Raw genomic sequence first — 26,503 nt, forward strand, 5'->3', positions numbered from 1 at the left:
GCTTTCCAGCCTCCAGAAACAACAAAACCCGCACTGGGCGGGTTTTGTCGATGCTTCGAATTGGTGGGCCGGGGTAATCTGAATTGGTATTTTATATTATTGATTTAAAAGGAAAATATAGCATTAATTTTTATACTGGAATACTGTTTGGAATGCCATTGGCTGAGGGCTGCAACGGCGAGCTCTGCAATGACGTTACCTACATTTCAACCCTTGATTGAGTCAGGGCTGCTCTACAGCGGAGGGTACGTTGCTTCGTGGGCCAAGTCATCAATCTATCCTCATTAGTAATAGGTCTGGAACCCCTGGCAACATTGCTGCGTTATAGCACCGACTTGACCAATGAATCTCTGGTGCGGAAAGTCCGCTTGGTCTGTCTGCTTTTGGCAAGCGGACATCTGGATAACATCCAACAATCTTGCTAATCAGAAACCGGCGAACCCCTGAGCCGATCCTGCCGCTAGAGACCGAGCTCATCCAGTGCATGGAGCAACTTGGCACCCAGCATGATCCGGTCAGTGGCATCTATGCCGTTTTCCTGTGGCACTCGATATATCTGGTCACTGCCGATGTCGAAGCTTGCACGTAAGTCCTCCATATTCCGTACGAGTTCAGGGTCGTCAGGTAAGTTTTCGAGTCTCCAGCCTTCGTCGACACTTTCGATGGTGACAGTACCACCCGTTCGTTCCAGCCCGCGACGCAGGGTTTCGTATCCATAAAACCAGAGGTTGTTGTCTGGAACCTTCAAGCCGCTCGTGGTCGCCACCGCCGAGAGATAGGGGTCGCGGTAGTAACTGCGCATGACTGTCTTGTCCAGCATGCAAATACTGTAGCCACGTTGGCTGATGGCATAGCGGCCCGAGTTACCTTCACGCATGCGCGGGTACTTGACCAGGTAATAACGCCAGTCCAGCACGTGGTCGCGTTCGCACGCGGTGAGGAACGCCTGCTGAATCTCTTTTAGTACGGCGAGATCGTTACCGCTTTGCGCGACCTGATCGAGTAGTTGGGTAAGGGGTTGTACCAACTCGGGACTCTTTCTGCTCGCAAGCAGATCCCGCCAGACTGCTTCACTGCGCGGCGAGCCGAAATCGAAAAATCGGTAGCCGCCATAACGATCCTGCTTGCGCGAATAATCGCCCAGCGAGAGCAGTGCGCCGGTCAACTGTGGCCAACAGTGAGCATCTTCGAACAAGGTAAGAAACGCTAAGGCACGTTGGGCAAAAATTGCAGGGTCCTGGGCTGGGTCGAGGTCGAACACGGCCAGTGCGCCGTGCAGCACGCTGTTGTCTTCCAGTTGGTAGACCACTTCTCGCAGCGACGGGTGGGCGGCAAGTAGGTTGATCTTGTCCTTTTCGTTCGCGATCTGCTTCTGATTGAAGGTCGATACGCCGTCCAGGGTTCCGTCGACTATGACACGGCGTACATCTTCCAATAAGGCGGGCATGTTCTGGGCGCGCATCTCACCGCCACCGGACGCTTCGATCAGGTTGCGCACGATACGTAACTGTTCAGGGAAATCAGCGGTGTTGTGCACGCGATGCAGCAGCACTGCGTAGAGCAGAAGGCTATGAGCCTGACTCCACTCGGAATCCCCGTAATGCCGGCAGCAACCACCGAAGAGGTCGATGCGGCTCTGGCCGGGCTGGGTGCGCAGAGGATTGAACAGCAGCAGGGCCGATGGGGATCGAGCGTCGGCTGCACGCAGCCAGGTGTTGAAGGCATCACTCGTGTCCAGGTCGACCCAGATATCGAAGGCTGCGAACAGGTAGTTCAGGTGCTCGACCGCCTTCGCTTGGTCGCTGGCAAACAGGCTTTGTGCCAACTGATCGAGGCTGGCCTTGCTGTCGGCGCGATTACCCTCGCGCCAGGCGCAAAGGTCAAACACAAAACGGAAGTAGCGCATGAATTGATCATCAATAAGCTGATCAGCGTCCTTGTAAGCCCAGATGACGTCTGTCCACACGGTATCAACCCTGTGTGCGAAATCGTCGGCTTGTGCAGGACAGGCGCTTTTGAGCAACGTCTCGAAATGCGCTTTGAAGTTTTCGAACGGCGTCAGCGGCTTGCCGCGAGAGTTCATCTTGATATAGAGGTCGTCATTGAGCTTGTTCTTCACCACCGGCAGCAGGTGGAAGCTGATTGCCGGATGGTCGGTCGCGGCAAGACGTTCCCAGGCAGCAGCGAATGCTTCGCTGCTGGCGCTGGCAAAACGCTGTTCCAGCGCCTGCAGCATGACCAGCATGGCACGGATACTGGAGTCATGTTGCCACCCGTGAAAGTACCAGGGCTGATCGACAATCCAACCCTTCAGATCGGTCTCGCCGGCGGGTGGTCGATAGTTGGCCAATGCCTCGCAGAACTGTCGGGCACTGGCGCGGGTGGCGTAGGTGAAGTTGCGCCATGCTTGCCCTTCGATGGGCTCGCCGGCCTGCCAGCTCAGGTACCAGTGCAGCAGGAACAGCGTGGTCAGGCGTTGTTGGCCATCCAGGGGATAGAGGGTGCCGTCCACGACATCGCCATAGATGAAATCCAGGCTGATGGGACGGTCGTCATGCATGACGGCATCATGCAAGGCGTCGACGAAGTCCTTGCGGATTCGCTCCACCGATGCGCCATGACGGCCTTGTGCATAGTCGCGCTGGATCAGCGGGATTTCGATTCTTTGGATTCGATGAGTCGCCTGCAAGTTTTTGTCGAAGAGTGAAATGTACGACGTGAGTGTGTGGTTCATGCCATTTTCTCTTCGTTCAGGAAATAGGGCTTGGCGATCTCGAGGATAGTATCGAGGTAATGATTGCGATCCTGAGGGCCCCAGAAATGGTTCTGGTGCGCGTTCGCCGGGGTGTAGTACTTGAGGAATACATTGCGCGTGCACACCGGTATGTAGCCTCCCTTTCGGTCTACATCCAGAAGCATTTGCCGCTTGGCCTCGAACACTGCGTTGCTCAGCAGGCTGTTGTCCGACCTCGACAGCAGGGCTAGGTTGGCGATGGAGTGCAGGCCATGAGCGGAGGCAGTCTGCTCGTCGGGCGCATTGAAAGCGGCGACGACACGACTGGCCAGGTCTTGAAAGGTGTTGCCAAAGTTCTGCGCCGTGCCGACTTGCTCAAGCGCTGTCTTCAGTTCCTCAAGCAGCTGCGACTGTTGCGGGACGGTATCGGGCGCCAGCTCACTGAGCGCGGTCAAATGCAGCCTTAACCAGGTTTGCCATTGTTCGGCCTTGGTCAGGTTCTCGGCATCCTGCGCATGGATGTGCTCCAGCGACCATGCCGTATCGGTGTGCATGTGGAAGGGGAAGCGTTGGTTGGCGTGTGGCACCCGGCGCATGGTTTCGACATTCACCAGCAACAGCAGGTTCAGCAACTTGTCATAGTGCTTTCGATCGTCATAGCTGAGCGCTTCCACGTCCGAAGCCTTGAGGCTCAGTGACTCTTGGATGCGGTGATCCAGGTCCTGTTCGAATTGACGTTTGCTCTGGTTTGCGGACAAACGAGCCAGTTCTCCGAAGTCCGTCCCTGTGAGTACCAGATAACCCACCTTATGAAACAGGTTGCGGTTGTTGAACCAGCCAAGCATCAGGTCATGCAGGTTGAGAACCTTCAGCCAGAATGCCAGTGGGTCTGTTTCGATATCCGGCCGCAGAGACTCGAAGGTATGGTAGCGGGTTGACTTGCGTGCCTGGCTGCCGGATACCAGCGAATCGAGCAAAAGGCTGATCCTGGTCGGGTAGCGGTCGGTAACCTTCGGCGAATTGCCACAGATGAAACCCCACAGCTCGGGGGCATGGAGATCGCGCTCGATGATGTCCCATTGGCTGGCGACCTCGGCGGCTCGATCGGCATGCTCGACCTTGATCCTGGACAGCAGCAACGCTTTGACCAACTCCGCATCCGTCAGCGGTATCCGGCCGACGTTCAATCGAGTGAACAGGGCCGTGGCATCCATGTCTTCGGGGGCCTGATACCAGATCACCGCGACTTTCTCGAACAGCGCTTCGTAGAATTTGTTGGCCGCGAATTGAGTGCGAGCACCGTGTTTATCGAACCACTGGCCAATACAGCGATAAGCCCTGTGCAAATGGAAGTAATCGATGTTGCTGTCGTAGTCGTCCAGCTCCTCATCGCCGAGCCTTGCGAGGAATTCTGCGCTCCCCGGACGGGTTTCGTAGTGCAATGAATAGGGCAGAGGAGCCCTGTTCAATCCCGACTTATGCATGTAGAGCAGTATCAGGTAGATCGTGGTCAAGCGCTGCTGCCCGTCGACCAGTTCCCATTGATGCGTCTGCGCCGTAGAACCTCGTGAGTGCTGTTTGACCACAACAGGTTGCAGGTTGTAGGGCTGGTCCGGATCTGCGGTTTGCAAGGCCTGCCAGATGTCGTCCAGCAGGCGCTTCACATCCGTTGTGTCCCAACGGTAGCCACGCTGGTACCCGGGCACGCTGAAAACACCGGCGATATCGCCTACGAATTTGTGAGCCAGCGTTGCAGTTTTCAAATCGGCGCTAGGTGAGTCCAAGCAAAATTCCTCCATGATTGACGATCTCTAAGACAGCGAATATTTGAGGGTCTGATCTGATTCGGGCCAGCGACTCATCTTGTCGCACCTCCCTGTAGTCTGTAGCCACTTCCCGCAGATTGAGGCGTTTTCATGGTCAGGCCAGTGCGTCCTTTCACCATGCGTTGCAAAGATTGTGGCTGGAGCCAAACGGTTATCCCGCTCAGTGATGTTTTGCAGTTCGACGATTGTCCTGAGGTTTGCCCGCGTTGTAGAGGCCAGGATGTACAGATGGAACAAGCCACGGCCCTGGAAGTGGCCGTGGCGAAATTGAAGCGGTTTTGCGGTGGGCGAAAATAGTGGTCAGTGACGCGACACTACACACTTGATGCGACGGTTTGTGTCGTGCCTGCCAGGTGTTGTCGCGAAACCCGTGTTGCTGTTGTATCTGCCACTGCATCCATTGGCGGGTAGGCCGCCGCCGCACGGTGGAGTGTTTCGCCAATCTGAGCGCGCAACTCGGGCGGCTGCTCCACCACCATTGCGTCGCCCTGAGACAAAATCCACCAGTGCAACTGCCACGTGTTACTGAGGGTCGAACGTACTCGAAAGCCATCGTCCAACGGCTCCAGCGTCATATCCGCGCTCAATGGCGTCTCACGAATCAGCCGCGCCTGATGCTCGCTGACCCAAGCTTGAAACCGAATCTTTTCCGGAGTGCCGAACTGCAGGGCGTCACTGGCCAGGTACGCACTCAAATCAAAGGCCTGTAATCCGTCAGCGGGTTTATCGAGCTGATCGACGCTGCGAAAACGATGCACCGCAAACTGGCGCACGTCGGTATACGGATGCGCGGTGGCGATCAGATAGGTCACCAACCCGCGCTGCACCATGGCCAGTGGATTGAGTGTCAACTCACTCAGTTTGTCCGCGTGCGCCGAGTAATACTGACACTGCACTTGACGCTCATTGATCAGCGCTTTCTGTAATGCTTCCAGCAAGAGCGGGTCGATATCCGGCGCCTGCAAGTTCAGATCCGGTCGCACGCTGGCGACCTTGTCCAGCCAACGGGCTGCCGGGTTATCGTCCTCTAATCCCTTGAGTTTCTGCCGCGCATGCACAAAGCGCGGTTCCAGCACGCTCAGCATGCTGGCGGGTAACAACGGGCGGATCGTGTCGGCGACCAGGGTCAGGCTCAAGGCTTCGGTTAGCGTAATACCTTGCAGCTCCACATTCACGCCAGGTGTCCAATACCAGGCTTGCGGGGTAATGCCTTCGCTGCACTGCAACGGGAACACCAGCGACAGATCATTCAAGTCACGTTCGACGGTGCGCCGGCTGATGTTGAAACCGGAGGACTCAAGTCGCGCCAGCAACTCGGTCACGGTGATACCGGACTCACGTTTTGGCAGGTGCTTGAGCAACTCCCATTGGCGGCTGACAGTGGAATGCGATTTGGCGGACGGCATGGGCTTTTCCTTAAGCAAGCGGGAGGCGAGTGACGACTTGAGCACCGGGTAACAGGCATCGGCTCACAGTGTTTCCAGCAGGTTTGAGCAGTCGCGTAGTGGCGTGCGATCGTTGCTGTGTTGTGGCGATAGGCTATCACTTTATTAAAATGTTGGATCTATAGAAGCGTACGAGGGCGACGCAATTTGTCGCGGGGCATGAGCATGCTCCAACCATCCAACAATGGGAGTAAGGACTGTGCTGAAAAATATCCTGGCCACCGTCGGCGCCTTTGTCATCGTCAAGAAAGGGTACGAGGTGTATCGGCATTACAAGGCGATGGAGATGGAAAATGAGCTGTTGCGCAAGGGCCAGGGACCGACTTAGTGTCAGTAGGTATCCGGTCGGCGCAGAGCGCGGGAGGTCAGTATGGAGTTCCAGGCTCAACAGTTGCGCGATGCATCTCGTGTCGTTGTTTTCTCTGGGGCCGGTTTATCCGCAGAGAGTGGTATCCCCACGTTCCGCGATGCCTTGTCCGGGCTATGGGAGCGCTTTGATCCTGCTGCCTTGGCGACTGCGCAAGCTTTTCGCAATGACCCCGCCCTGGTGTGGGGATGGTATGAATGGCGGCGTGCCAAGGCATTGGCGGCACAACCGAATGCCGCCCACCTGGCGATAGCTAAACTGGCTACGCGAGTCCCTACGCTTACGGTAGTCACCCAGAACGTTGACGACTTGCTCGAACGCGCCGGATGCCCTGAGGTATTGCATTTGCACGGCAGCCTGGGCTCGCCGCGCTGCTTTGCCTGCGCACGAGCCTATGCGATCAAAGACGATCAACCTGATGAGTCGGAGCAGGGGCGCAGCATCGAGCCGCCACGCTGCCTGCATTGCAATGGCAAGGTGCGGCCGGGCGTCGTCTGGTTTGGTGAATCGCTGCCCGATGACGTTTGGCGCAAAGCGCTGGCGGCAGTAAAAAAATGTGATGTGCTGCTGTCGGTGGGCACTTCGGGGCTGGTGCAGCCAGCAGCCGAGTTACCACGTATCGCACTGAAGCACGGCGCGCAGGTGGTTCACATCAATGTGCAGCCAGAGCTGGTGGTGGAAAACCGGGAGTTCAGTCTCGTCGGCAGGGCAGCAGAGGTTCTGCCCAGGCTGGTAGAACAAGCTTTTGGGTAATGAGTTTTTATCAGCTAGTCGCTACTCGAGATCCGAAGTGTGGACGCGTGTTGAAATTCCTCATCGGTAGCGCTGATCGCTTGCGTATCGGGCATATTGCGCAGGGTCCATGCGTAGTTGATGTGATGCTGGACTTGCTCCAGGTGGCTGCGAAAATGCGCATGGCGATATCGCATCGGCTTACGAGTACCGAACGTGTGGCCTGTCTCCAGGCAGATCACGATGCGTTGCAGCGCCCGGATCGATTCATTCAGATGGGTGATGATCAACTCTTGGTTTTTCATGGTGCGCTCATCGATGGGGGGCAATGGGTTCTCGGTACGTTCAATGGATGAACCCGATCGGCTTTTGCAGCCCCGCAGATTTCAACCGACATTCCGCCAGCAACGCCGTGGCCAACTCGTCGGCACTCGCGAACGGCTTGAAACGAGCGCGTCGCGCCACTGCCGCAAAATCTCCCGGAGTCAGACGCTCTTCACCGCGCAGCCGCTGCCCGGCGACGTGTTTCGAATCATCGAGGCCCAAGGCGTTCAAGTGCGCAGCAAACAACGCGAGCTTCTGGGGCTGCGTCAGATAGCCAAAATGCACTTTCAAATCGAAGCGCCGCAGCGAAGCTTCATCCAGGTCGCCGATCAAGTTGGTGGAGGCAATGAATAGCCCGTTGTGGCTCTCCATCTGCGTGAGCATTTCGTTCACGGTGGTCACCTCCCAACTCTGCCGCGCCTTGCGGCGGTCCTGCAGAAAACTGTCTACTTCATCGAACAGCAACACCGCGTCTTCCTGCCGGGCCTGCTCAAAGACGCTGGCCAGGTTCTGTTCGGTCATGCCTACATAAGGTGAGACCAGGTCCGATACTCGTTTGACCATCAGAGGCTTGTTCAGCTCTTGGGCAAGCCAGCGCCCGAACGCGGTTTTTCCGGTGCCGGGTGGGCCATAGAAACAAAGCCGAGCCTGGGGATGGGCGCGCAGACCCTCGACCAGACCGGCGAGTGGCAGATCGGCGTTGATCCAGTCCGGTGAATAAAACCCTGGCAAACCGTTGGCGTCGTTGAGTGGCAGTTTGGCGAAGCCTTGGGCCTTGAGTGTGTTGTCGACGATGCAACGGATGGTGCTGTCCAAGGTCTTGCCCGCGCGCGCAGAGACATTACGGCCTACTCGCACAGCACGCTCGAGCACTGCAGGAGTGACTTGCCCGTGAGCGCAAAGATGCTCGACCAACTCATTGCCCAGCTTGCCCGCGCCACAATCGCGCAATAGTTTTTCGCGCTGCGCCAACGGCGGATTGGGCATCTCGATCACCAGATCGAAGCGGCGTATATGTGCAGCGTCGATCGCCTCGATGCTGTTACTCAGCCAGAAGCAAGGCAGCGCGTTTTCCTCGAGCATGCGATTGATCCAGGCTTTCTGGGAGCGGCTACCGACATCGAAGATGGACGTTTGAAAGATATCTTCGATCTCGTCCATTACCAGCAAGGCTCGCTGTACATGCAACACGCTGTTAGCCGCACGCAGTGAACATAATCGCTGGTGAGCGTAAAGCGGGTCGCCATGGCGATCGGTGCATGCCACCTCGTACAGCGCACTGTTCAGACGCTTGGCGAGTAAGCGGCTTAACTGAGTCTTGCCGGTGCCCGGTGGCCCGTAGAGCAAAATGTTCACCCCGGCCCGGCCCTGTTCCAATGCCTTGGCCAGGTAGCGTTCGGCAATATCCAGCGGTTGCTTCACATGAACGAAATGCTCACGACTCAGCTTTCCCGGTGGGCTCAAGCGGAATGCATAGACAAACAACTCAAGCGGCGAGCCTTGGCTGAAGCGCAACAGGCCGGGCAGGTCCTGGTTGCTTACATACAGCAGTGAACTCAGGGTCATCGAGGATGCGCTGTGGCTGGTGCCCAGGTCCAGCAACCCCGTGCGTACCAGTTGGCTGTCACGACTCAGGCACGTTCGGACCTCCGTCAGCGGTAGCCCCAACAATACTGACAACGACTTGAGCGCCCGGTTGTAGCCCAGTACACCCAACTGGTCGGTGGCATCGCTGAGCACCGGATCGTTATGCATCAGCACGCAAAAGCCCAGCACGCGCAGCTCTGCGTCGCTCAACTGCAGCAAGGCTGCCAGCGATTGAATGTTGCTTGCCAATCGGTCGGGGTAAGACGGGTGCGGATAATCAACCTTGAATGCACGCGCATTCTGGCGCAATGCCTTGAGTGCCTGCGCCGCGTTGTATTCCTGGTCATCGACCCACTCTGCCAGCCCTAACTCGCGGGCTAATTCGTCATCATTGAAACTGTGGCGCCCCATGAAAGTGCGGTGGCCGCCAAGCTCCAGCATCAGTTGGAAACTCCACTTCAGCGAGAGCGCACAGGTGTCGGCAGCACGCAGGCTATCGTGGGCGAATGGAGTGGGGCTGGTTGGCATGCGAGATGTCCTGACGCTTGGGAGAGGACAGGATGGGGCGATCGGTGGTCAGAATGCGTCGTGTAACGAAGCCCGGGCGTTGGCTTGGGTATTAGACCTTCGGTTCTGGATGGGTGATGGCAATTCGGCATCGTGCTGGGCATAATCGATGCGCCGTCGCAGTAGCAGATTTGACGTGATCCAGGCACAGGGAAGCGCTTGCGGCGCCCCCTCGCACACCAGATTCAAGTTCGTATGATTTTGAATTGGCCACTTGATAACTGACGAACTCTTGCAATCGGCCTTACATGCGCGGTCTGCGCATTTCATGAGATGACTCGGATGAACTGTGCCTATGCAATGGCCTTTTTCCGAATTGCTGCCAGGTGAAGTATGGGGTTAATGGTCGGTGATGTTGCGTTTTTGATTGTCCTCGGTGGCGCCATCAGTCCCGCTGAAAAAGGGGCGAAAGGGGCAAGCACCCAGATGTTGCGCTCCAGTGTCGGACGTTGACCCATGAACCCACATTTCAAGTTCAGGACTTTGCCGAAGGCTTGCGGGGCCGTGGCGAATATCTTTATTCATGGATATTCGGCGGGGCATGATCTTCAAGATCGCCGGTTATTGGTAAGCAGCATCCCGGCATCGCTGCAGAACTGCGTGAATATCTTTGCTTTCTGGCCCTCGGGTCACTTTGCCCGTGTCGGCAGCAGCTCACGCAGCCTGTTCGCTGCTGGCGCGCGCGTGCATGTCGCCGTGGGAGCGGCGGTGTTTGTGGGTGATCGCGCTGTTCATTTCGCTCGGATTCGCTCAAGAGCCGAAGAGATGGGCAAGGTGCTGATGGAACAGTTGCAGGAGTATCTGTTCAAAAAGCACCCCCATGTCACGACCGTCAATTTGATTGGTCACTCGTTAGGCGGCAGGTTGGTTGTCAGTGCGCTCAAGAGCCGCACTGATCCGCTTGGCCACGGACTGGCCATCGATGATGTTCTGCTAATGGCTGCCGCCGTCGAAGTAACTCCATCCGATGCCGCCCAGATGGAGTCGCGTATTAATGGACGCCTGATCAATGCCTATTCCAGGGACGATTGGACGCTTTTCATGAATTTTGGAGAGGCGAGTCTGGGCCGTAACGAGGTGGAAAACTTCGACAATATCTCGATGCCGGAATTTGGGCACGGCGATTACTGGAAGAAACTGCCTGCGGTCATGGTCCAGACAAAATTCAAGGGTTACCAGGGGCAGCAACTCGCAGAAGGACTTGGAACGGTCACGGCTGTTGATGACTTCGTGCGCAATGATTCCATTGTCTATCGAGTCCTCGAACGATCCCCGGTCGAGTTGACCGAAGAAGCCATCAAACATCTGAAGACCAGCAGTTGGACAGACATCAAAGATGCTGAAGAGGATCGTGCCTTCTCATTCACACGAGAGTTTCAGCTGGTCGGCGGACATTGTCTGGTCAACGCAGCCAGGCGCCGCGGCCTGACCTATGTGGACGCACTGCAAATGCTTGCCGAGCATTATGAGTTGGGTTCAAAAGTTCATCGCTGCGCCAGCGTTTTGGAGACCGAAAAGCTGTTGATCAAGACATTCTTCCAGCACGCTTTTCCTGACGGGCATCCGTTGGCCAACGCTCCACTGACCGCTGCGAAGGTCATGTCCCGTGAAGTCTATTTCAAGCACATTGACGCTCTGGCCGAGCGCCTCACCGTAGCCTCGTACTTCAAGCCCTCGACGGTTGACGTTGACATGACCGACCCATCCGCAGGCACGGCGATGGCCTCAACCACGACAATAGCTTTGGCTGGTTATGCCAATGCCGTCGCCGGCTTGCTGGGTACGCTTGCAAAGAAGCCCGTGAGTCGATTGTTGACCAACTTCAAGACTGCGCTCAAGCCGGGATACTCGGCCCTGATACCTGCGGTTGCGATTGTGTTTTATGCACGGGTGGAACTCGACGATGAAGGGCTGATGTAACACGCAGCCCTCTGTCTGGCAGACCCCCTCGGTCACTTATTTCAACCTGGATGAAAGAGTCCGCCCCATGATTATCGAGTCGCAATCCCCCAAGGAAATCTATCTGAAAGTTGGCCGAGAGGTCGCGGTCATCCTGCAGGCGTTGGAAACCAGGTCCCAGGACCAGAAACTGGCCAAGCAGCAGGACAGCGCCCGCGGCATTCTCCAGGGCGTGCAGCAAGAGTTGAACAACGCAATGGCCGATCTGCAAAGTCACGCAGAGTGGGACACGTTCACCCTGGCCTTTTATGGTGAGACCGGTGCCGGTAAATCGACACTGATCGAGACACTGCGGATCTTGCTGGATGAAACCTCCAAGGTCGAACAACGCCAGCGTTTCCGGCAGTTGCAAGCGAGTCTGGGGTTGAGCGAGGAGGCACTGCAGCAGCTCGAAGAGAGCATCGTGGCTCTGGATGAACAATTGACAGCTTTGCAGAGCAACCTAGAGGCGGTGGCGCGGGATTTCGATCAGCAGGATGCGGCCATGGCGGCGGAGCTGGACGTATTGACTCGAACCATCGCCGACAAGAAAAACAACGCCAGTCTGTTCCAGCGTCTGCTCAATGCGCTGCGCAAACTGCCGGAAGAAAAGCTGCTCGTTGAGCGTCAGGCTTGCATCGAGCCATTGACGGCACAACGGCGAGCAGCAATGGCAGTCGTAGAACAGCAGAAAGTACAACTTCAGGCGCAAAAAACGGAGCAACAAACTCGCCAGCACGCTGCATTGGAAGGGCTGGCCGAACTGAACCGTGATGCCGATGGCTCCATCATCGGTGATGGTCGCCCGGACTTCACTCGCCAGACTCACCGTTATGACTTTTGCGCCGAAGGTCAACGTTTCGCGTTGCTGGACGTGCCCGGAATCGAAGGCGATGAGAAGCAGGTCAAAGATGAGATCGACAGCGCGGTCAAAAAGGCTCACGCGGTGTTCTATGTGACCAGCAAGCCCACGGCTCCGCAAAAAGGCGACGAGGCGCGTCAAGGGACACTGGAAAAGATCAAGGCCCACCTGGGGGCCCAGACGGAAGTCTGGTCACTGTTCAACAAACGCGTCACCAACCCAATGCTCCTGGAAAAGCCGCAACTTGTCAGCGAGGACGAACAGGTCAGCCTTCAGGACCTGGACATCAAGATGCGCGAGCAGTTGGGGGAGCATTATCAGCACGCGATATCACTGAGTGCCTGGCCTGCGTTCCTGGCGGTGGCCGATTGCCTGGTACCAAGATCGTCAGCGGCCAACAATCAGGCCAAGTTCCTGAGCAAACTGCCGGCCGGGCAGATGCTTGATAAATCAGGTCTGACGTCGTTCTGCGAGCACTTGAGTGGCAATCTGGTCAAGGATCATCGGGCGAAGATCAAACGCTCCAATCTGCATAAGGTCAGGCGTGAGGTCAGCAAGATCATCCACCAGCTATCAACGCTACGCCGCCTCGAGTTCCGACCGCTGGAAGAGGAACTGCGTCTGGAAACCAACAGCTCCCAAGCACAACTTGGCATTGCACTGCAGGCCTTGGAAACGCGTTTGACCGCCAAGGGCGAAGAGGCCATCCGCAAGTTCAAGACGGCGGTCAGGAAAGAAGTCTACGCACGCATCGAGAATGATATTGGCAATGACGACTTCCGCAGCGCTTTGGAGCGCAGTATCACTGGGCAGCAAGAGGTGCTTGAGCGCGAATTGCCCTCAATCATGCAGGCTGAAGTCGACAGCTTCGCCAAGCAGATTGCCGCTGTGGTGGCTCGGTTCGAAGCGCATGCAAAGGATTTGCTCTCCACGTACAGCAAGCTGCGTATCGGCGGCCTGAGTGTGCCTTTCAAGGTCGATATCAAGATCGACAACGGCATCAATCTGACTAGCCTGCTTGGCACCTTGGCTGGTGGTGCACTGATGTTCTGGAACCCTGCAGGCTGGGCGATCATGGCGCTGGGTGGCATCACGCTGTTGGTGAGTCTTGGGAAGGCCCTCTACGGCGCTTTCAACACCAAGTACAAGCAAGGGCAACAGCGCAAGTCGGTCGATGAAAACCTCGAAAAAATCGCCGAGCAGTTGCAAGAGGCATTTCACAAGAGCTTGGCCAGTGCTTTGCCAGAACTGAAGAAAAAAGTTGCTGAAGTCCAGGCTGACTTGAACGAGCCGGTGGCGCAAATCGCGGCCATCAATCAGATCCTGGGAAGCTCCCTTTCTCAGCTGACTCAGCTTTCCAATGAAATTCAGGCAGAAGGTAATCGTTGATGGAAACAACACTTGATGTATTTCAGTCTCAGCAGACCAGCGCGCTGGATATTCTCGATCGGCTGGAGACTTTTCTTCGCCAGGGAGAACACCTGGGTGTAACGATTGATCCAACGCTGCTGGCCAAGCTCGCCACATCCCGTAATCAAGTCGCGGGGGATAAACTGAAAATCGCCTTGGTGGGCGGATTTTCCGAAGGCAAGACTTCCATAGCGGCGGCCTGGATGGAGCGGCTGGATAAATCCAGCATGAACATCAGCCAGCAGGAGTCTTCCAACGAAGTAAAAGTGTATGAGGTGGGTGACGATTTTGTGTTGATCGACACCCCCGGGCTTTTTGGCTTCAAAGAGCAGTACAACGCCGATACCCAGACTATCGAAAAGTATAAGGACATCACTCGCAAGTACGTCAGCGAGGCACATCTGATCCTGTATGTGATGAACTCCACCAACCCGATCAAGGAAAGCCACGCGGACGAGCTGAACTGGTTGTTCCGTACGCTCGACTTGCTGCCGCGTACGGTATTCGTCCTCAGCCGTTTCGACGAAGTTGCCGACGTTGAGGATGAGCAGGATTACCAGGAAAACCTGAAGATCAAGCGTGACAATGTCAAAAGCCGTCTACGCGACTCCATCGACGCCACCGAAGCGCAATTGGCTGCGCTGTCGATCGTGGCGGTAGCCGCCAACCCCTTCGATATGGGCACCGAATACTGGCTGGCAAATCTGGACAAGTTCAAGACACTGTCCCACATCGCCAACCTGCAAGGCGCTACCGTAGAAAAAATCAGAACCAGCGGTGGTGCGGTGGCCATCGTCGACCAGGCGCGTAACAGCGTTATCCTCGACGTGCTGCACAAGGAAGTACCGGTGGCCGTGGAGAACGACGAAAAGATCGGTGATGAGGTCAGTCGCCTGGAGCGCATGGGCAAGACCCTGCAAGAGCAGTTACAAGCTGCCAATAGCCGCATCAGTGACGTACGCATCAGCCTGCGCAGCTTTGTCCTCGACTACTTCACGGATCTCATCCTTCAGGCCAAGGGCCTCACGCTCGAAACGTGCGGTGAATTCTTCGAGCGTGAAATCGGCAATGAAGGCTTCGTTATGGCGACAACGCTGCAGAACGAGTTCGACCGACAGCTCAACGGTGTGAGCCAAGAGATCAGCAGTATGCGCTTGAGTTTTGCCTCGGAAATCGAGCACTTCAACAGCTCGGTGACCAAACTTGGCAAACAGGGTGTCAACTACGTCGTCAAGAGCAACCTGATCAACAATACCTCGGTTCTTGCAACACGTGACGGCATCGTCGCCGTCGCCAAAACCTTGGGAATGGACTTGGGTAAGATGCTCAAATTCAAGCCTTGGGGCGCGGTCAATCTGGCCAAAAATATCAATGGCGCTTTAGCGGTCTTAGGTTTCGCCCTGGAGGCTTGGGACACCTATCAACAAGTTCAGCGCGAAGAAGCCTTCCGCAAGTCCCAGCAGCAAATGGTGGAGAACTTCGACAAACAACGTAAAGAGATGATTGAGCTTCTCGACAGTGAGCATTTCATCCTGCGCTTCTTCCCTGCGTATCAGGAATTGCTTGGCACAGTGCAAGAGATGCAGGACAACATCGCTCAACGTCAAGAGCAACGCCAGCGCTTTCATGCCTGGCGCAAGACCGGTGAAACCATCGAAGCAGAGTTCGTTCGTCTGGAGTAATGGCTTGCACTCTCCGGGCCGTTCTCGGCTCGTGACGCATTGCGTCACGAGTTCGAGTGGCTCTCTTAAGCTGTCCATTTTTTTGACATATATCCAATCAGGGAAGGATGCCATGTCTTACACACCCGCACTACTCACGCTGCTTGAGAAAACTCTGGCCCCGACAGGCTATTGCGTTGGTGACATGCTTGATCACGGTATGGGCGACTGGCACGCCTCAGTGCTTCTTGATAACACGGACCATCTGTCGTCGCTCGAGCCGCTAGCGTTAAATGACAGGGATTTTGCAGGGCACACCCCACTGGACATCGCCTATCGATTGAACCGAACTTTCCTGATCGAGCGACTTGAGGTGATCGGTGCGGTGGGGGACAAGTCCATCCTCGAATCGAGAGGCGTTGGCATTTTCATAGAAAATGAAAAGTACGTCCATCTGCCCGGTAAGCAGGGGAAGCTAAAGACGCTGGAAAAGCGATACCGGGAAGGCGGAAGTCTCAACGACCGTGATGTGGGAGGAAACACACCTATCCACTGGTTGGCCGCAAACGGCCACTTCAAGGCAGCTAAGCACTTCTCTGAAAAACACTTCATGTTCAACGTTGATATTGATGCGAAGAACAACGAAGGGAACACTCCGCGCAACCTTGCCATCCTCGCGGATCACCAAGACATAGCGCAGCAGCTTTTGATCTGGGAGATCGACAATTACATAACCGCGGTGCGAATCAGGCACAAAATGAGCGCCGGATTGAAGGAAATGTTACCCAGACGCAAAGATCGTTAAGTCGTTGTAGCGCTATTGGCAGGGAGGATAGGTTGATTACATGCGGTCAGGTAATCAACCGACTTGCCAACTAATCACTCATACAGCCACGGTCTCAATTCCCTGAGGTTAGTCACCACGATTTGCTGCGCCTCAGGATTAGGGTCCAGGTTTCTGTGGTCGATCTGATAACGCTGCAATACATACTTGACCAAGGCCTTGCGGCTGGGCACCACTAGTTGGCCGTCAACCATGCCGAAGTCGGTTTCAATGATCGCTTTCTGCGCAGGGTTCAATCGCCCATCGGGCGCGATGACGATCGGAATTTCGTTGCTCCAGTCTTCATCTAGCTCACGGGTATTTTCCGAAGCGTCGAGCAAGTCCGGCTCGCCGCGCAGGCGGCTGAGCACAAAGTCCCGGTATTGGCCGTTCTTCTCGCAGTATGCCCGCACATGCCAGCGCATGCCGGTATAGACCAGTGTGTGAGGCGCTATGAGGCGAATTTCCACGTTCGGCGTATTGAGTGACACGTACTCGGTTTCCAGGCGCAGGCCGTCGCGGCAGGCCTTGAGCAGTGGGCGCAAAATCTCTGGGTGAATCGGCCTGTCCGGTACTTCCAGTACCTTGGTGTGGGCATAGGCCAAGGCGAGCCCGTCGATGTGTGGGGCGCGTTCGTTGTTTTGGTAGAGCAGGTGCAGGTAAGCGCTGGCGCTGTCGTCGATGAACTTTGGCTTGAAATGCTTGCTGGGGACATAGCCTTTGAGCTGCTTGTCATAGGCCAGGTTTTTCGGCGCATGCTCAGTGATGTAGGTATTGATGTCCTTGGACGCCTGCTGGCGGCTGATGCCAAAGCTCTGAATCAAATGCCCCGTGGTCAGACGGCCTTCCCACCATGCAACAGTCTCGATCAACCTGTAGCGAAGTGCCAGGTCCCAGCGTACCTGCTCGATGGTTTGCTTGCGTTTCACTTCCCCTCCTTGTGTGCGGTTACTTGAATCACATCACTCTACAATAAAGACCTGTCGTTGAAGGCGACATATCCTCAAATTTTCACTCGACTTTCGAGTTGGCGCCTTCCATTGCAACCTCCATGTGTAAAGTTTAAGGACACATGTTGCTGGATGCGTTGTTCAAACCTTTGCCCGGTGCCGCCGGTGCCTGGGATGTGATTCCGCTTCGGAGGGGCTTCCCTGCCTAGCTCTGGCCCCCTCTAAAGCGACGGAAAAAAGCCATTTTTTTTCCTAAACCTGTTGGCTCCCGCTAGATGTTTCATGCACTTCAATGTGTGTGATTTATTTACCTGTATAAGTCTACATTCTAGACCTGTCGTTAAATGCTACATATCGTGTGGATGTCTTCGAGGTGCCTCGATCTCACGGAAGGAATTGGATATGACGACGTTGGACGCGGTTTCGACAGGTGCATTGCTGTTGATGGGGATCATCCTGTTGGTGCTGTTGCTGCAGTACCTGCGGTTGCGTGAAATCTGGCAATTGCTGTTAGGCGAACGGGATCTCACCCGCTGGGCACGCATCTGGGAAACGGAAAACCGCGAACTGCGCTCAGCCCTGCGGGCAGAAAAAGCCCAAGTCGAAGAGTTGGAGGTAAAACTGACGATGCTGCAGGCCTCGGTACCCACCGCGTGAAAGGAATAGACATGGACAGACTTGAACGGATCAAGGGTTGCCTGCTCGGTGGTGCCGTAGGTGATGCGCTTGGCGCACCGGTGGAGTTCCTTGAATGGCCGGTGATCGAAGCCAAGTACGGCTGCCAAGGCATCGTCGACTTCGCCCCCGCATTCGGCCTTACCGGCGCCATCACCGATGACACCCAGATGATGCTCTTCACCGCCGAAGGCTTGCTGCGGGCCTTCGTGCGTGGAAGCGCGGGTGGGGATTGTCATGTGCCCAGCATCATTCACCATGCCCAGTTGCGCTGGCTGCTGACCCAGGATTACCCCGCACCGGTAGTGGTCAGCCAAGATGGCTGGCTGATCGAACAACAGGCCCTATGGTCCCGCCGAGCCCCGGGCACCACCTGCCTCACGGCGCTGAAGGCCAGCCAGCGGATGGGCGCTGTCGCCGAGAACAACAGCAAGGGCTGTGGCGCCTTGGTCCGCGCTGCGCCGTGTGCATTCTTCGCTAACGCCTTTGACTACGCCACCCAGTCCGGCCGCCTGACCCATGGGCACCCGACGGGCTACCTGGCCGGTGGCCTTTTCGCGGACATTCTCCAGCGCATGGTCGACCGGCAGGACAGCCTCGAACACTCCATCGGCGAAAGCTTGGCCAAACACGGGCAAAAGCCCAGCATGGAACAACCCCGCAGTTTCATCGAGCGCGTGCTGTTCTTCTTTTACGAAGGCTACCGGCCCACGCCACAACGCATTGCTGAATTGGGTGGTGGCTGGGTCGCCGAAGAAGCGCTGGCCATCGGGCTGTGGTGCGCGTTATTTGCGGACTCATTGGAAAGCGGCATCATCACAGCCGTAAACCACGGCGGCAACAGCGGCAGCACTGGCCTGATCACCGGCCACCTGCTTGGCGTGCAATACGGCGCCGCGACCATTCCGGCGCGCTGGTTCGCGCAGCTGGAACTGCGCGAGGTGATCGAGCAAATCGCCGAGGATATTGAACGTATTCCCCGTGAGTACTGCGGGGTGGGCGGGGAGTTTGATGAGCAGATTGAGCAGGCATATCCCGGTAATTGAGACGAGAACAGGAGAAGTGCGATGCCGATTGTTGCCGCTGCCCGAAAACTGACTCGGGTGTTCAACTGCCCCTGTTCAATTTTAAACCCATAGACCCTCGGCATTTAGTCGGTGCCGAGGGGACCTAGTTGCCATGCGGCTATCGCCGCTGATTGGCTTTTGGTCGATCTCTGCGCGCGCGAAATCACCCCGTACGGGCTATTCGGACCGATAGTAGTGCCGTAAATGCTCTCCGAGGTCAGCGGCACGTTTACTATCGGCTCCCAGTTTCGCGTCTGCCCTGACCAGCAATCCGGTTTCATTTCCAGGGCTTGCACTTACAGTTCATGGCGTCGAGCTAAAATCTGATGATTCAGCCTTCGATGTCGCTCGGCGGGCGTCACGAAGCTGATTCGGCTATGGCGCCAAAAACCTTCGCTAAGGTAATTTGCTTTCTGGAATGCTTGAGCTCATTGGCGAGTATTTGTAGTTTTTAATGTAGGTCCAGCATTCTTCCTTTTTTGCCCACTCAGAGATCATCCTGCCTTGTGCTCCGCTATGTAAGGCCTCATCGACTTCTTTTGCCCAAACAACAATTTGCTTTGCCAATTCAGGTGATATTTTCTGATTTTGCCAGATCATTTCCAGATCGAAATTGGAGCCAACTTTGGCAGAGAAAAGTGACAGGGTATAAATCGTCACATTTCCTTGAAATGCAGGAAACAGGGGGCGTAAAAGCTTCTGAGCAGCTTTGAAGAGAATTACTTGTGCGATCATCCGCTTGAACTCTGTTGACTCAGGTACTTTTGACAGGCCCTTTTCTGCGCGGTTATCTACATCCAACATGAACGCGTCAAAATTCTTTTGTCCGCCAAGACTCGCCATGTGGGGGTTCTGTCCCCACGCGTTCAGGAACTTTGCAAAGTCTGTCTTGGTGATCTTGCGAGCAGGTGGAATAGCTGCTTGCAGCTTTTTGATCCGAGCAGGAGTTTTACCTTCTCGTTCAAGCATGACCTTATAGCTACCGCCAGACCGCTCGTAATACCAGCGTCCGACTCCATCCGGGCAATAGGTTCGGGCGGCCAGTGCTTCAATTTCCGTATGGAAGGGATGGTTTGCCGAAAGATCAGATGCTTTTACGGCGTTCTGACTGTTTGCATATTTAGAGATGTTGGAAATCAACAACTCTTCGCTTTCCGAGGAGCGTAATACGATGAGCTTGGCTGGTACTCGTACCTTGGACAAATCCGTATTTGGAAATTTTTTCTTGGTGAAGTAGAGAGATGCAGTGGTTTGTCCTCCATTGACAATCTGCATTCCTTTCAGCCAAAGGATACCAGGTGAACCATCTGCCGCTCGGTTCATTCCTATTTCATCGGCAACCAAAACAACACCGTTGTTGTAAGCCATGAATCGTTCCGGTTCTGTGCGTAGGCTGTCGCGAATGCCTTTATTGATTTTCCCGGTTGCACTTAAAAAGGAGCGCACGTTGGCTTCAAGAACTCGCGCGCCATATTTGTCGTAAATAAATCTTAGAGCCTCACCTGGAATCGCCGTCAAGGCATAATCATACTCACCTGCAACACCGGGGACCCATACACAAGGCAGAGCGCTTCCCGATATCTCATTGAAGTCAACTAAGACTTCATCCCTAGGGCGGTTCTGCTGGAGATGGTTGAACAACCGCTCTATATCCATCACTTCGAGCTGGATGGATTTTCCTTGGAATTCAGTGGGGGCAAATCCCCCCTTGTTCTTCAACCACAAATCGGTGATGACGAAGACCCTTAGTTTGACCAAGCCAGAGAAGAACTGTCTGACGCTGACAACTAGAGGATAAGCCTCATTTGTTTCATCCATGCTCTTCTCAAGCGTCCCATTGACGCAGTTCTTGAGAAAACGCATGCATTGGTTGGCGGATTTGACAATTTCCGTTTGTGGGAGCGGCTCAATTTCATCAACCCCCTTGTAGAGACTGACAAACAGGTCAAGCTGATCCGGAGCTTCGTCATCGTCTGAAGAACCGAACGAATAACCACTCAAACGCAGGGTAGAGGCGCCGGGTTGATCGTCGAAATAGCACAGTTGCGGCTCATTGGTCATGCCGATGTCGGACATGTGTTGCATGACCTTTTCGGCAAAAACTAATTCTGGATAGGGATATTTTTCCCCGGGTGAATCGAATGATAGCTCTGCCTCACGTATCTCAGCTTGTAGTTCTTTTAGATACTCAACAAGTTCCACTTTAAAAAACCCCTAATTCCTGCAATGCCTGATCTAGGCTAATTTTTTGAGATTGCACAAGTCCAAGGTCTATCTCATACCTTGCTCGCAACACACCCAGTGGTGTGTTGAAGGGAGTCAGGCGTGGAAAGTGTTCATCCACACGATGAATCACTAATTCAGTAAGTGCGAAGGCTCGTGTGTACCGGTTCTGGTGTGTGTCTAGGTAGCCGCCATGCACTAGGCAGTTGTCGAAGGCACGCAGGGCCGCTGGGTCTGAGGAAAATCCTTGGCGCAACAGATCAATATGCTGCACAAGATTTTTTCCTTCCTCGCTTAGATGCAACTTGACTCCCGCCAAAAAGAACGGGTAGCGCAACGAGTCGTCAAGTTGTTCCAGTGAGTCAATGCACGCTGGAAATCCTTCGCTTGCAATTGTTGTCTTGACCTCGATTGAACCGCTTCCCAGTTCAAAGTCATGAAGGCCGTCCAGCGGTCCTTTCCAAGCGTCTACTGAATTGAACAACGGCATTCCTGCTTCTATTAATTTGCTCAGAACATTCAGTTCCCCGACAAGTCCGAGCTCCTCTTCAGCAGAAAGACCTTCGTGTCCTCGGCGCATGAAGTCCTGCCATGCTCTGATTCTTCCCAGGTAGCGTTGGAATAGGAGTTCTTCCTTTGCATCCGAACTTGCTTGGACGGTGCTCAGTACATCGACCACCATGCTGCTGAACAGGTCTAGGCTGCCAGCAGGCTGGCGGACCAGCGCCAGCCAATTGAGCCCCCGGCCCACTTCACCCAATGTCGCCTTTTCCACCTTGAAACCGTGACCATTGGGCAATTGATTCATGGCGGGTAGTTTCAGGGATGGAAACCCAATCAGCAACGCTTCCTCATTACCCGGTGAGCTGCGTGCGGCGCGCAATCGACAGCCACCGCATTCGGCCATTGCAATGCTACGCCAGCCTTCATCGGGACTGTCACCTGCCAGAGGGCGCCAGATAGCTTGCATTTCTTCTTCAGTCACAAGCGCCATATTGCTGCTCCCAGCTTTGCCAATGAACGTTGTTGACCATGTATTCGACTTTGGTTTTGGAGTTACTGCCCGGGAAACTAATAGCGAAAGCAACTACAGGCGGAGTTCCTAGTGGGAAGTTTTCCTTCTCCGCTTTCTGAGGGTCCAGCAACGAGATAATCAGCAGCCCTGTCTCAGGGTGTGGGGCGACGCCGTCAGCGCCAAGCCCACGTACCCGTCGTATTGCGGCTCCACTCGGGACTGCTGGTAACTCATTCTTGTCTCGTCGCCCCTTGTCTGCTTGCCAAGCAGCTTGGGTCAACGCCAATGCTGCATTCCATGCGGAATCGTCCAGGTCCATTGCCTCATCCCGCGGGGATAACAAGCGTCCAATGGCATATCGGTCGATAAGATTTTTCCCTGTACGCTTCATCAGATTGACCGTTCTACCTCCAACTTGATGCGGGATCTCGCTGTCACCAGAGACGATTGCCACTGTCCATTGAGTTAGCTCCCCGTTGAGGCTCATCATTTCAATAAAACGGGCGAGCAACTTACTGTTGACCTTTAGCGACTCAGGATGGGTTTCGTATTCTCGGAGGAAAGTCGCAACCTTTTCGGCATCGATGTTTGCCCAATGAGCTCCTCGCCACTTATCAATTTTCCCTGTTCGTTTCTGTGCAGGTATCTCATTGGCCCCACCGAGTTTGTCCGTGAAGCGCTCGAACGCTGCAAGATTCTTGCTAAGAGCTTCACTCTCCTTGAAAAAGGCAACCGTTTCAGATATCTGCCCGCTGAATGACAGGTATAGAGGTTTCGCTGCCCGCATTTTCAGCCGTGAAGTTACCATGAGCACGGAGTGGGATTTGACCTTGAGTCCATAATCGATAGGCTTTCCGCCGCTTTCGCACATCATGTCGAATTCGTCACGTAGCTCCTCGGACGCGTCCGCAATATGCCCGAACCACTCGATCAGATCGCTGGTGGTGTAAAGGCGGCAGAGGTCAATATACCCATGACGGTAACCAAACCAGCGTCCCATCTGCATGAGCGTGTCGTACATTTTTGAGGCGCGCAGGAAGTAACTGACACTCAGTCCCTCAAGTGTTAGTCCCCGAGCGAGTTTGTCGCCACCGATGGCAATCACTTTTAGTCCCGTAGGTGTATCGGCGTAATCAAGAGCATCCTTGGCGGTGCCGTTGATCATTCGTACATCCACGCTCTCCAGTACATTGAGAAGCTGAGCACGAACATCAGCCCAGTCTGGAAGTTTGCATTCATCGGGGGTATCCAGCGACTCACTGACTTCGTTGCTGGTTGGTACAAAGTCTCTTTCCCATAAGGTCTTCAACTCAGAGAGCAATTTCTTTTCATCGATACCCAGCGACAGTCGCTGTTTAACATTGTTCACATAGGCTTGCACCTGTTCGTGCACGACCTTTTGTACCCTGTTGAATCGAGTTACATGCACCAGCATTGAGTTGTGCGCGTCACCTTGGCCTCTGAGTTGACGGGTAGCACAACTCAAAATGAAGGCGTTTATCGCTTCGACCAAGGAGTCCGGCATGCTATGTGGCCCTGAATGGACCGGGTGGAAGTTGCTCCTATGGCCATGCGGCATCCATCCCGTACGGCCATCCTCGTCGCAGTAATCCGAGACTGTTCGTACCAGCGGTAATCCACCCTCGCGCCCCTCTTCGGCTGAGAGGCCAAATACTCTTGTCGGCCCTACATACGAAGAAGGTGCGGCCAAGTTAGAGATGAACGCAGAGGGAAAGAGATCTGGCCCTTCTTCACCCGTCTCACCTTTGTCATGAATGAAAATATTGGCGAATGGGGTGGCGGTGTAGCCTACGTAGGCACTTCGGGTAAAGGTATGCAGGATTCGGCGAATCATCCGATTGATGGCGGTTGGTTCGTGTTCCAGATCAGGTAAACCGTCTGCACCAACAACTTGCTCGCCGGTATCGACAGAGGCTTGGTCCGACTCATCATCAATCACCAATACTGGCAGGTGAGTAATGAGTTTTCGACCGGTTTCATTATCCTGACTATTGGCTACATGATCGCGTAGCCAGACGAGCAGTCGTGTCAGCACTGACTTGTTTTTTTTGACAACAAACAGCCATGGCCGCTCTTCCGGGGATATGCCGAGGTTGCGGACGAATCCCATGTTGAAATCGCCGTTATTACTGCGATTTGTTGCATAGTGCGGTCGGATAGACGGGGAACCATCAATTTTTCCCACGCCGATCAAGCGGGTTGCACCCGGGGTGGGACCAGTCTCGAAGCCCAGGAAGCCCTCGTCCAGACGCATTTGAGTCTGTGAACGTAGATTGTTGTGCAGGCCTGCCAATACAATGATTATCTTGTAGCCCGCATCCGCTGCCTTGCAGACAAGCCCTGTAAAGTTCCCTGTTTTACCGGACTGTACGTGACCGACCACCAAGCCTCGTCGATCCCACGGACCATCTCGGGTTGGATCTTCCAGCATCGACAGAATGGAGTCGGTGGATTTGTCTACCGACTCGACCGCTGCCCAAGGCAATTTTCCTTCCTGCCACTCCCGATAGCGCTGCCAGTAACGCCAATCGGTTTTTCTTTCCTGGGTCAGCCACGGGACGTGCCCCGCGTTATCCATCAGCGTTGCATCTTCTCCCACCCAGATGCTGAAACGACGGATAAGCTCGTCGGTCACACCGTCCCGATCCAGTTCTTTGCCCCAATTAGGGTTCATGAATAGAACGCGATCAATCATTTCTCCAATCATGGACGGCGTTACGTCAGCGTCACCTTTTTGGGCGATCAGCAACTCCTGCACAATCTTGATGACACTGGTTTTGCTCTTTTCGGGGTCCGTCATTACTCACATCTCATCATTTAGAATCAAGGCTGATCGGGAAGAGCGGCTATTAATTCCGGGAAGTTATGGAAGGGTTCCATGTGCAAAAGCTTTTCACGCGCAGCCGCAGCCGAATATCCTTTGAGGCGTATTAGGTTGCCGTACATTATCTGAAGGATTGATTCGACTTCGGCTGCAGGCTCGCCAGCGAATCCCACCCGGGGAGTTTCCTTGTCTTCGGCGGTATCCACCCAGATGCGTTGTACCGGTACAGTCTCTTCGATCACCCTCAACATTGCTTTGATCTGAGGCATCAGTGCCCCCGCTTCGTCGAGGACTGCTCGCATGGCAGGATGTTCCAGATCAATCCGATATCGTGTGCCGCCGCTGAACTTGTCGGTTTTCCATGCTTCGATAATGGGCGGACCCTGAATTGCTCCAACAGGGCGTCCCCGGTGAGCGAACGCTCGTCGCGATCGCGAGCGTGTTTCCTCCGCTAAACGCGCGAGCCAGGATCGCAACGCGATAGGTGGGCGTGCGGTTGATTTACGAATGTCAATTTTCCAATCTACATCCGCATTGTTGGGGATATCCAAGCGGATGCGCGCCAGCCGATGGGCTTCATCCTTGGTCCAGGCTCGACCTGCACCCAGCCCCAGCCAGCTACCGGCGACAAGAAGTCGCTCGTTACGGTATATGTAAAAACCTTGTTGAGCTGCCCATCCTTCCGGGCCGGCCGCTTCTTCGTATTCTTTGTCCGTTAGGCGATCACGGTGGGGGAGAACATGGCACTGCGCAGAGATAGTTCGATTTATCGGGCACACGGCAACTGGGGGACTCCAGGCCTTCGAGGGATGCCCATTGAGGAAAGGGTCCCAAGCCTTAATCGGCTTGCCATTAAGCAGAAGACGTAAGCGGTTACTCGAAATATAGCGGTGAAAGACCATTCCCAAGTGCTGTTTGATTTGGGTCGCTAGGTCTAAGAATTCTTGAACCCTGAATCCGTTGGTAACGATGCGATCAAGTATTTCCCATAAAACCAGCGTGCCTTTGCCAGCTTCTACAAGAGGCTGAAAAAAAACCTCGGAGCCCTCGTGAGGCCCTTCCAAAAGATGCCAGCCCTGATCGGTACTGGCTGCCAGAACGTCAAGATCCCAACGTAGTGACTCCAAGCCGATTTCGTTGATCGTCGCAACTGTCAGGCGTCTACATTGAGAAAACGAGGCGGTTTTTAGTCCTAGTCCAAAACGCCCTAGGTCGTTTGAACCCCGCTCTTCAAGTGGATTACGCTCACCAAGACGCATGGCTTTGTCCAGCTCCGCTGACGACATGCCTCGGCCATTGTCGAGTACATAAATTCTACTGGCATTTTCTTTCCATTCGAAGTTTACATGAACTAAATCTGCGCCCGCGCCGATACTGTTATCTATGATGTCCGCTAGCGCAGTAGCAGTGTTATAACCTAGTCCGCGGAGTGCCTCGATCATCGCTCCCGCC

At 54.9% G+C, this 26,503-nt stretch carries 18 protein-coding genes and 1 pseudogene; 8 read left to right on the plus strand and 11 right to left on the minus strand.

The window, feature by feature from the left end:
* Positions 1-460 precede the first annotated feature (460 nt).
* From P5706_RS04555 to P5706_RS04565, 3 genes are all read right to left on the minus strand, one after another.
* Positions 461-2,734 carry a DUF262 domain-containing protein gene (locus P5706_RS04555; protein WP_150658704.1) on the minus strand — a complete coding sequence of 758 codons (2,274 nt, stop codon included), beginning with the start codon at positions 2,732-2,734 and terminating at the stop codon, positions 461-463.
* Positions 2,731-4,533, minus strand: a complete 1,803-nt coding sequence (locus P5706_RS04560; protein ID WP_150658705.1) for a DUF262 domain-containing protein — start codon at positions 4,531-4,533, stop codon at positions 2,731-2,733. Before P5706_RS04560 ends, P5706_RS04555 begins: the two co-directional genes overlap by 4 nt.
* A gap of 341 nt (positions 4,534-4,874) precedes the next feature.
* Entirely contained in the window at positions 4,875-5,966 is a 1,092-nt protein-coding gene (locus tag P5706_RS04565) for a helix-turn-helix transcriptional regulator (RefSeq protein WP_177078880.1), read from the minus strand.
* Between the two features lie 238 nt (positions 5,967-6,204).
* On the opposite strand from P5706_RS04565, the gene P5706_RS04570 reads away from it, so the two are divergent.
* On the plus strand, positions 6,205-6,333 hold the full coding sequence (locus P5706_RS04570) for a hypothetical protein (RefSeq protein WP_256352328.1): 129 nt from the start codon (positions 6,205-6,207) through the stop codon (positions 6,331-6,333).
* Between the two features lie 42 nt (positions 6,334-6,375).
* Positions 6,376-7,125, plus strand: a complete 750-nt coding sequence (locus tag P5706_RS04575; RefSeq protein ID WP_150658707.1) for an SIR2 family NAD-dependent protein deacylase — start codon at positions 6,376-6,378, stop codon at positions 7,123-7,125.
* Between the two features lie 14 nt (positions 7,126-7,139).
* Here P5706_RS04575 and P5706_RS04580 read toward each other — a convergent pair whose 3' ends face one another.
* Positions 7,140-7,409, minus strand: a complete 270-nt coding sequence (locus P5706_RS04580; protein WP_150658708.1) for a hypothetical protein — start codon at positions 7,407-7,409, stop codon at positions 7,140-7,142.
* Positions 7,410-7,449: 40 nt separating this feature from the next.
* Entirely contained in the window at positions 7,450-9,543 is a 2,094-nt protein-coding gene (locus P5706_RS04585; protein WP_169917054.1) for an AAA family ATPase, read from the minus strand.
* A gap of 495 nt (positions 9,544-10,038) precedes the next feature.
* Here P5706_RS04585 and P5706_RS04590 point away from each other — a divergent pair, with 495 nt between their 5' ends.
* The 4 genes from P5706_RS04590 (at position 10,039) to P5706_RS04605 (ending at position 16,258) form a co-directional block, all read left to right on the plus strand.
* Entirely contained in the window at positions 10,039-11,502 is a 1,464-nt protein-coding gene (locus P5706_RS04590) for a DUF726 domain-containing protein (protein WP_169917055.1), read from the plus strand.
* A 67-nt stretch (positions 11,503-11,569) separates the two neighbouring features.
* A complete protein-coding gene (locus P5706_RS04595) occupies positions 11,570-13,771 on the plus strand; it encodes a hypothetical protein (protein ID WP_150658711.1) in 2,202 nt (733 codons plus the stop codon).
* Positions 13,771-15,474, plus strand: coding sequence for a LeoA/HP0731 family dynamin-like GTPase (locus P5706_RS04600; RefSeq protein WP_150640974.1), 1,704 nt, complete (start codon positions 13,771-13,773; stop codon positions 15,472-15,474). The genes P5706_RS04595 and P5706_RS04600 overlap by 1 nt, the downstream gene beginning before the upstream one ends.
* A 112-nt stretch (positions 15,475-15,586) precedes the next feature.
* The gene (locus tag P5706_RS04605) at positions 15,587-16,258 is read left to right on the plus strand and encodes an ankyrin repeat domain-containing protein (RefSeq protein ID WP_150658712.1); all 672 of its coding nucleotides are present in this window, start codon (positions 15,587-15,589) and stop codon (positions 16,256-16,258) included.
* A 74-nt stretch (positions 16,259-16,332) separates the two neighbouring features.
* Here P5706_RS04605 and P5706_RS04610 read toward each other — a convergent pair whose 3' ends face one another.
* Entirely contained in the window at positions 16,333-17,205 is an 873-nt protein-coding gene (locus P5706_RS04610; RefSeq protein ID WP_087693416.1) for a WYL domain-containing protein, read from the minus strand.
* A gap of 423 nt (positions 17,206-17,628) precedes the next feature.
* On the opposite strand from P5706_RS04610, the gene P5706_RS04615 reads away from it, so the two are divergent.
* Together P5706_RS04615 and P5706_RS04620 are read left to right on the plus strand one after the other, a co-directional pair.
* Positions 17,629-17,883 (plus strand): hypothetical protein, encoded by a 255-nt coding sequence (locus tag P5706_RS04615; protein ID WP_087693415.1) that lies wholly within the window; start codon positions 17,629-17,631, stop codon positions 17,881-17,883.
* Positions 17,884-17,894: 11 nt separating this feature from the next.
* Positions 17,895-18,947 (plus strand): ADP-ribosylglycohydrolase family protein, encoded by a 1,053-nt coding sequence (locus tag P5706_RS04620; protein WP_169917068.1) that lies wholly within the window; start codon positions 17,895-17,897, stop codon positions 18,945-18,947.
* Between the two features lie 230 nt (positions 18,948-19,177).
* On the opposite strand, the pseudogene P5706_RS04625 reads toward P5706_RS04620, so the two are convergent.
* The 5 genes and pseudogenes from P5706_RS04625 to P5706_RS04645 all read right to left on the minus strand — a co-directional run.
* Positions 19,178-19,351 (minus strand): annotated as a pseudogene (locus P5706_RS04625) (IS3 family transposase); the annotation flags it as partial.
* A gap of 13 nt (positions 19,352-19,364) precedes the next feature.
* The gene (locus P5706_RS04630; protein ID WP_150640980.1) at positions 19,365-21,170 is read right to left on the minus strand and encodes an AIPR family protein; all 1,806 of its coding nucleotides are present in this window, start codon (positions 21,168-21,170) and stop codon (positions 19,365-19,367) included.
* 1 nt (position 21,171) lies between these two features.
* Positions 21,172-22,185 carry a PD-(D/E)XK motif protein gene (locus P5706_RS04635; RefSeq protein ID WP_150640981.1) on the minus strand — a complete coding sequence of 338 codons (1,014 nt, stop codon included), beginning with the start codon at positions 22,183-22,185 and terminating at the stop codon, positions 21,172-21,174.
* Complete coding sequence (locus P5706_RS04640) at positions 22,169-25,027, minus strand: Z1 domain-containing protein (protein ID WP_150658716.1); 2,859 nt, start codon at positions 25,025-25,027, stop codon at positions 22,169-22,171. The genes P5706_RS04635 and P5706_RS04640 overlap by 17 nt, the downstream gene beginning before the upstream one ends.
* Before the next feature lie 23 nt (positions 25,028-25,050).
* Positions 25,051-26,493, minus strand: coding sequence for an ATP-binding protein (locus P5706_RS04645; protein WP_285678654.1), 1,443 nt, complete (start codon positions 26,491-26,493; stop codon positions 25,051-25,053).
* Positions 26,494-26,503 lie beyond the last annotated feature (10 nt).

The organism is Pseudomonas sp. ChxA (genome assembly GCF_030263855.1).
In the GTDB taxonomy this organism is placed as follows: domain Bacteria; phylum Pseudomonadota; class Gammaproteobacteria; order Pseudomonadales; family Pseudomonadaceae; genus Aquipseudomonas; species Aquipseudomonas fluorescens_CB.

What these genes read in the sequence shown, in the direction of transcription:
- P5706_RS04555 (WP_150658704.1), bottom strand. Translation starts at nt 2,734, where the DNA reads ATGAACCACACACTCACGTCGTACATTTCACTCTTCGACAAAAACTTG.
- P5706_RS04560 (WP_150658705.1), bottom strand. Translation starts at nt 4,533, where the DNA reads ATGGAGGAATTTTGCTTGGACTCACCTAGCGCCGATTTGAAAACTGCA.
- P5706_RS04565 (WP_177078880.1), bottom strand. Translation starts at nt 5,966, where the DNA reads ATGCCGTCCGCCAAATCGCATTCCACTGTCAGCCGCCAATGGGAGTTG.
- P5706_RS04575 (WP_150658707.1), top strand. Translation starts at nt 6,376, where the DNA reads ATGGAGTTCCAGGCTCAACAGTTGCGCGATGCATCTCGTGTCGTTGTT.
- P5706_RS04580 (WP_150658708.1), bottom strand. Translation starts at nt 7,409, where the DNA reads ATGAAAAACCAAGAGTTGATCATCACCCATCTGAATGAATCGATCCGG.
- P5706_RS04585 (WP_169917054.1), bottom strand. Translation starts at nt 9,543, where the DNA reads ATGCCAACCAGCCCCACTCCATTCGCCCACGATAGCCTGCGTGCTGCC.
- P5706_RS04590 (WP_169917055.1), top strand. Translation starts at nt 10,039, where the DNA reads ATGAACCCACATTTCAAGTTCAGGACTTTGCCGAAGGCTTGCGGGGCC.
- P5706_RS04595 (WP_150658711.1), top strand. Translation starts at nt 11,570, where the DNA reads ATGATTATCGAGTCGCAATCCCCCAAGGAAATCTATCTGAAAGTTGGC.
- P5706_RS04600 (WP_150640974.1), top strand. Translation starts at nt 13,771, where the DNA reads ATGGAAACAACACTTGATGTATTTCAGTCTCAGCAGACCAGCGCGCTG.
- P5706_RS04605 (WP_150658712.1), top strand. Translation starts at nt 15,587, where the DNA reads ATGTCTTACACACCCGCACTACTCACGCTGCTTGAGAAAACTCTGGCC.
- P5706_RS04615 (WP_087693415.1), top strand. Translation starts at nt 17,629, where the DNA reads ATGACGACGTTGGACGCGGTTTCGACAGGTGCATTGCTGTTGATGGGG.
- P5706_RS04620 (WP_169917068.1), top strand. Translation starts at nt 17,895, where the DNA reads ATGGACAGACTTGAACGGATCAAGGGTTGCCTGCTCGGTGGTGCCGTA.
- P5706_RS04635 (WP_150640981.1), bottom strand. Translation starts at nt 22,185, where the DNA reads ATGGCGCTTGTGACTGAAGAAGAAATGCAAGCTATCTGGCGCCCTCTG.
- P5706_RS04640 (WP_150658716.1), bottom strand. Translation starts at nt 25,027, where the DNA reads ATGACGGACCCCGAAAAGAGCAAAACCAGTGTCATCAAGATTGTGCAG.
- P5706_RS04645 (WP_285678654.1), bottom strand. Translation starts at nt 26,493, where the DNA reads ATGATCGAGGCACTCCGCGGACTAGGTTATAACACTGCTACTGCGCTA.